A 5,979-nucleotide genomic window follows, 5' to 3' on the forward strand; every position below is an offset into this window, starting at 1 on the left:
TCACGTCGGCGAAGACGGTCAGGTACGCGGCCAGCCCGAACAGGGCCGCAGGGACGAACGACCCGACCGTCTCGGCACGCTCACCGAGCAACGACCGGACGACGTGGCCGCCGTCGAGTTGACCGACCGGGATGAGGTTGAGAAACGTCACGAAGAGGCCGACCCAGGCGCCGAAGATAACCGGGCTGGCGACGAGGCCGGGGTCCTCGTAGGTGAGTTGACCGCCGGTCGCCCACGCGAGAAACTCCAGCAGAGGTGGGTACCCCAACTCGAGTTGTATCATCCCCTCGTTCTCGAGGACGTACTCCGGAACGCGGATCGGATCGAGGTGGAGGCCGATCACCGCGACACAGACCGTCGCCACGAGGCCCGCTAGCGGCCCCGAGATGCCGATGTCGAACAGCGCCTCCCGGTCGGGGATACGGCCACGCATTGAGATCACCGCCCCGAAGGTGCCGATGAAACTCGGCACCGGAATAAAGTAGGGGAGGCTCGCCTCAACTCCGTGGTACCGTGAGAGAGCGTAGTGGCCCAACTCGTGGATCGCGAGCACACTGAGTACCGCGAGCGCGAAGGGCCACCCGGCGAGGAGATCGAGCGGCCCGTTGACCGGCTGGTAATACCAGATTGTCCCGGCGTACAGCGTCGTGAGCACCGTCGCTAGAAGCATGACGATGTTCGTCCACGGTACCCCGTCGACGCCTACCCGGCGAGGTTCGGCGACGAGCGCGCGGCGCCGCTCGCCGACCTCGACGCCCGTTATCGGGTCGGACTCGCTTTGAGTGACTGTGTCGAAGCGAACTTCGTAGCCGCGCTCGCGGAACTGCGGCCACACCTCGCGCTCGAGCCGGCGGGCGTCGGTCCGTGCCTGGCCGTAGTAGACGATCCGGCCGTCATCCCGGACGTCGACCTCAACCGTCTGGAACGCCGGAAGCAGCGACTCCGGTGACGGTCCGGCGTGGTTCGACGATCGACTGGCGGGGTCCATCGTGACAAAGAACGCGTCTGGCAGAAATAAATCCCGTGCCAGCGACCGGAGCTGCTGGTACGGCCGTATTTATATACCGTTGGGGACCGGTCGGGCGGATCGGTGTCAGTCCGACATCGGCTGATCCATCGGGTCCATGCGCTGATCTCGCGTGGGTTAGCCTCGTGTGACGCGCCACGTGGTCGCGGAGGTGTACGACCACTTTTCGATTTCGAGTTCCGCCGCCGAGTCGCGGAGCTTCACCATCAGTGCGCCGATCTCCTTCGGGGAGAGCTCAACGTCATCGGCGATGAACTTGCTCTTTATGTACACCTCGCCGTCCTCGGCCCGCTGACTGAGATACCGGCGAAGCCGCGTTTCCTTGCTCTCCGTCGTGGAGTCCGTTGTAGCACTCATATCTGACACCTCACTTCCCTCTTGCTGTCGAACGGGTATATAAAGAGGCGAAGCTTCGGATGCCTTCGGCTCGATTCGGAATAAACGCCGAAAAAAGACACGTTTTATAAATTATGCAGAGGCAGTAGGAAATTTTATGCTACCGTCTAAAATTTTCTTTCTCAAAAAAGATACAGAAATATACTACTATATATTAACGCTGATTCGGCGGACAAAACCGATTTTAGGACGAAAAATGACTCTTATGAGCAGCAAACTATCCCGAAGACCTCATCGAAGAGGCCCCTTCATCTCCTTTCGGGGGCGTCTGAGCCCGTTTATACGCCGGCCATCTAAGCTGTCTGAGTCCGTGCAACTTGCCATATCACTCGCGTTGGTGGACCCAAAAGGTCTCCTCGTCGGTCACTTCCTTCTTAAATAGCGGGACCTCTTCTTTTAGCCGGTCGATACCGTCCTCGACCGCACGGAACGCCTCTCGGCGGTGGCCAGCCAACACGACAACGAAGACGATATCCTCACCGTCCGGAATCCGCCCGGTTCGGTGGTGGAGACGGACATCCAAGATCCCGTTGCGCTCCTCGAGTTCCGTCTCGATCGTGTCCATTCGGCGCTCGGCGACCCCATCGTACTTTTCGAACTCCAAGTAGTGAGTCCGCTCGTCGCCTTCGTCCTCCTTCGCGCGAACACGGCCGGTGAACGTGGCGATCGCGCCGGAGTACGTCGCTGCTGTCGACCGTTTCACCGACGCGACCAGCGACTCAAGCGTCTCGTAGGGCTCGCCGTCCTCGATCGTCTCGATCGCGGCGGCCGCGTCAAGACTCCCCACCCCTTCGACAGCGACAATCGGTTCCTCGACTGTCTCCTCCGTTTCGCCGACGACGACAGTCGGGAGCCGTGCGCCCGGCGCGCCGAGCACGAACGCGTAGTCGTGATCCGGCGCGAGCCGGTCGATCGCGTCCCGAACTGAGAGCCCGTCACCGCTCGCGCGCCAGCCGTCGTCGACGACGTACTCCGTCGCGGCGCGCGACAGCGATTGCCCGCCATCCACCGCGGTATCCGCCTCGCGGCGAACGACCCCGACTCGACCCGCCGCCGCGTCCGCAAGCCGTGGGGCCGCGGCGTCGGCATCCGATCCAAGCAGCGAAACCGTGTACATACGCTGTCTGTTCGGCCGCGGGCGCTTGTAGGTGTCGGAGGGCTTGACAACCCTTAAGAGTAAAACAAGGCAACCCTTCGGTAATGAGAGTTATCCTTTCTATCGGCGGGAGTGTCCTCGCCCCCGATCTCGATGCCGATCGCGTCGACGCCCACGCCGACGTACTCGACGGGCTGGTCGACGACGGCCACGAGGTCGCGGCTGTCGTCGGCGGCGGCGGGGTCGCGCGCCGCTACATCCGGACCGCTCGCGACCTCGGGGCGACCGAGTACGACCTCGACGCTCTCGGAATCGATGTGACGCGACTGAACGCCCGTCTCCTGATCACTGCGCTTGAGAGTTCCGCAACACCGGAGCCGGCGGAGTCACACGAGGCCGCGCGCGCCTCCCTCCGGCGCGGGGAAGTCGCCGTGATGGGCGGAACGATTCCCGGCCACACGACCGACGCCGTCGCCGCGCTACTGGCCGAGATGGCCGAGGCTGACCTGCTCGTCTACGCCACGAGTGTCCCGGGCGTCTTCTCGGCCGACCCGAATGCCGACGACGGGGCCGAGCGCTACGACGAACTGAGCGCCGGCAAACTCGTGGACGTGATCGCCTCGATCGAGACCGCGGCGGGGTCGAACGCCCCCGTCGACCTCCTCGCTGCGAAGATCATCGAACGCTCCGGCCTCCGGGCCGTCGTCCTGGACGGTTCGGAGCCGTCCCGGATCGCCGACGCGGTCGCGGGCGACGCCGACGGCACGGAGGTCCACCCGAATGAGTGAGCTTTACGACATCGGGACGGGCGAACATCGCGCCTTCTGGGCCGATTCGGTCGCCGACGAGATCGAATCGCGCGATCCCGCGGAGCCGATCGTGATAAAAGGCGGCGTCTCGCCGTCCGGCGTTCCGCACCTCGGCCACTTCAACGAGATCATGCGCGGCTACCTCGTCGCCGAGGCGCTCAGGGAGCGCGGTCACGAGGTCGAACAGGTGTTCACCACCGACGACCGCGACCGCCTCCGAAAACTCCCGCGCAAACTCGCCGATTTGGAGTGGAACGTCGTCGGCCTCGGCGAGGTCGACGCCGGAGCGCTCGGCCGAAACCTCGGCAAACCCTACACCGACATTCCCGACCCCTTCGGCTGTTGTGACTCCTACGGCGCGCACTTCACCGAACTGCTCGGCCGATCCGCGGCGGCCGTTGGCGTGCCGATAGAGATGGTCTCGAACACCGAGTTGTACGAGTCCGGGCGCTTCGACGACGCGGTCGAGCGCGTTCTCGAGAACCGCGATACCGCACGCGAAGTCCTCACCGAGTTCCAAGACAAGATCGACGGCGCGTACGTCCCGTTCTTCGCACAGTGTTCGTCGTGTGGCCACCTCACCGAGACGATCACCGACATCGACCTCGACTCCCGGACCGTCGAGTACGTCTGCCGCGACGTCGAGGCCGGCGACGACGTCATCGAGGGCTGCGGCCACGAGGGGACTGCGACCTTCCGGGACGGAAAGCTCCCGTGGCGCTTCGAGTGGCCCGCACAGTGGCTGACGCTCGGGGTCGATTTCGAGCCCTTCGGCAAGGATCACGCCGAGGGTTCGTGGCCCTCCGGGGAGACGGTCGCCCGCGAGGTGTTCGGCTTCGAGCCACCGGTACCGATGGTCTATGAGTGGTTCACGCTCAACGGCGACGCACTGTCGTCATCGGCCGGCAACATCATCACGGTCGCCGAGGTGCTCGACATTCTTGAGGTCGAAGTGCTCCGCTATTTCTTCACGAAGAACCCAAAGAAACAGCGCGACTTCGACGTCGGCCGCATCGATCGGCTCGTCGACGAATTCGACCGTTTCGAACGGGCATACTTCGACGGCGAGACCGACGATATCCCCGCCGACGAGGCCGAACTCGCCGACCGTGCCTACCCGATGGTTGCCGACGACGCGACGACGCGACCGATCCGGATTCCCTACACGTTCGCTGCCGTCCTCGGGATGACCGACGACCGCGAGCTCCGCGTCACGATGGCCCAGCGCTCGGGGCACCTCCCCGAGGACGCGACCGATGCCGAGATCGACGGGGCCCTCGAACGGGTTGAGAAAGCGCGCACGTGGGCGGTCCGGACGGACAACGAGTTCAACTATCGCCTCGCCGAGTCGCTTCCCGAGACGGACTTCGACGCCGACACCGAAGCCGCCCTTGATGCGCTCGCCGACTTCGTCGCGACCGAATCGCCCGACGAGGACGCCCTTCAAGAGGAGATATACGAGACGGCCCGCCGCCACGACGTTCCCGTCGGGGAGTTCTTTTCGGCCGGCTACCGGTTGTTTCTCGATGAGTCGGAGGGGCCGCGCCTCGGCCCGTTCCTCGCGCCCATGGACGACGCCTTCGTCCTTCAGCGGCTTCGACGCGAGGGATAAGACGACGGCATCGGTGCGTTATCCCCGTCTGATATCACCGTTTGGGCCACCCCGACCCAGTTTCGGGACGGCTCGCCCCCGGAACGCTCCGCCCCGACGGAACGACTTTTCAGTAACCGAGGCCCTACGTGCAGTCGATGAATACGCTGTCTTGGATTCTGGTCGGGATCCTCGTATACACGGCCGGCGTGATGGCGCTCAACTCACGCGGGCTGTTGCCGTCGTCGTTCAAACTCTCCGGGCCGATCCTGACGATCCATACGAAGCGTGGACGGGCGTTCCTCGGGTGGCTTGCCTCGCCAAAACGGCTCTGGCGCGCGTGGGGGAACCTCGGCGTCGGGATCGCCCTCGTCATCATGGTTGGGTCGTTCTTCGCGGTGTTGCTGTCGGCGGTCAGTACGATCTCACAGCCGCAGGCGGCCGGCTTCGTCCGCCCGCAGGACGCCCTCGTCATCCCCGGTGTCAACCAGTTCCTGCCGTGGGCGGCCGCGGTCGACATCGTCGTCGGTCTTCTCGTCGGCTTGGTCGTCCACGAGGGCGGCCACGGTTTGTTGTGCCGCGTCGAAGACATCGAGATCGAGTCGATGGGCGTCGCTCTGCTGGCGTTCATCCCGATGGGTGCGTTCGTCCAACCAGACGAGGAGAGCCAGGAGGCCGCCGACCGCGGCGGCCGAACGCGGATGTTCGCCGCCGGCGTAACCAACAATTTCCTCGTGACCGCGGTCTCGTTTGCGCTGCTTTTCGGCCTCGTTGCGAGCCTCGTTACCGTCGTCCCCGGTGTCGCGATCGGCGGCGCGCTTCCCGGATCGGCAGCCCAAGAGGCTGGCATCGACCGCGGTGACGTGCTCGTCGCCGTCGACGGCCAACCGATCGACGGTGACGAGGAGTTCAGCGCCGCCCTCGCTGACGCCGGCAGGGAGGTCACCGTCGACCGTCGGAGCGCCGACCCCATCACGGTCGAGCGGAGCCTTATCGCCACCCGCGCTGTCGTCGACGGGCCGATCGGAACGGGCACCGAACTCACGCACGTCGACGGCGA

At 64.8% G+C, this 5,979-nt stretch carries 6 protein-coding genes; 3 read left to right on the plus strand and 3 right to left on the minus strand.

The annotated features are described in order from the left end of the window. From ACI944_RS10555 to ACI944_RS10565, 3 genes are all read right to left on the minus strand, one after another. The coding region (locus tag ACI944_RS10555; RefSeq protein WP_411719011.1) for a site-2 protease family protein at positions 1–988 on the minus strand (988 nt) is incomplete at its 3' end. Positions 989–1,144: 156 nt separating this feature from the next. Beyond that, the gene (locus ACI944_RS10560; protein WP_411719012.1) at positions 1,145–1,384 is read right to left on the minus strand and encodes a hypothetical protein; all 240 of its coding nucleotides are present in this window, start codon (positions 1,382–1,384) and stop codon (positions 1,145–1,147) included. 364 nt (positions 1,385–1,748) lie between these two features. Further along, positions 1,749–2,540: a molybdopterin synthase gene (locus ACI944_RS10565; protein ID WP_411719013.1), complete on the minus strand. Its 792-nt coding sequence runs from the start codon at positions 2,538–2,540 to the stop codon at positions 1,749–1,751. Positions 2,541–2,623: 83 nt separating this feature from the next. Here ACI944_RS10565 and pyrH point away from each other — a divergent pair, with 83 nt between their 5' ends. The 3 genes from pyrH to ACI944_RS10580 form a co-directional block, all read left to right on the plus strand. Continuing rightward, positions 2,624–3,307 carry a UMP kinase gene (gene pyrH / locus ACI944_RS10570; protein ID WP_411719014.1) on the plus strand — a complete coding sequence of 228 codons (684 nt, stop codon included), beginning with the start codon at positions 2,624–2,626 and terminating at the stop codon, positions 3,305–3,307. Next, entirely contained in the window at positions 3,300–4,940 is a 1,641-nt protein-coding gene (lysS, locus tag ACI944_RS10575) for a lysine--tRNA ligase (RefSeq protein ID WP_411719015.1), read from the plus strand. Before pyrH ends, lysS begins: the two co-directional genes overlap by 8 nt. Before the next feature lie 137 nt (positions 4,941–5,077). After that, on the plus strand, positions 5,078–5,979 hold a 902-nt coding region (locus ACI944_RS10580), incomplete at its 3' end, for a site-2 protease family protein (RefSeq protein WP_411719016.1).

It is taken from the genome of Natronomonas sp. (genome assembly GCF_046710025.1).
In the GTDB taxonomy this organism is placed as follows: Archaea; Halobacteriota; Halobacteria; order Halobacteriales; family Haloarculaceae; genus Natronomonas.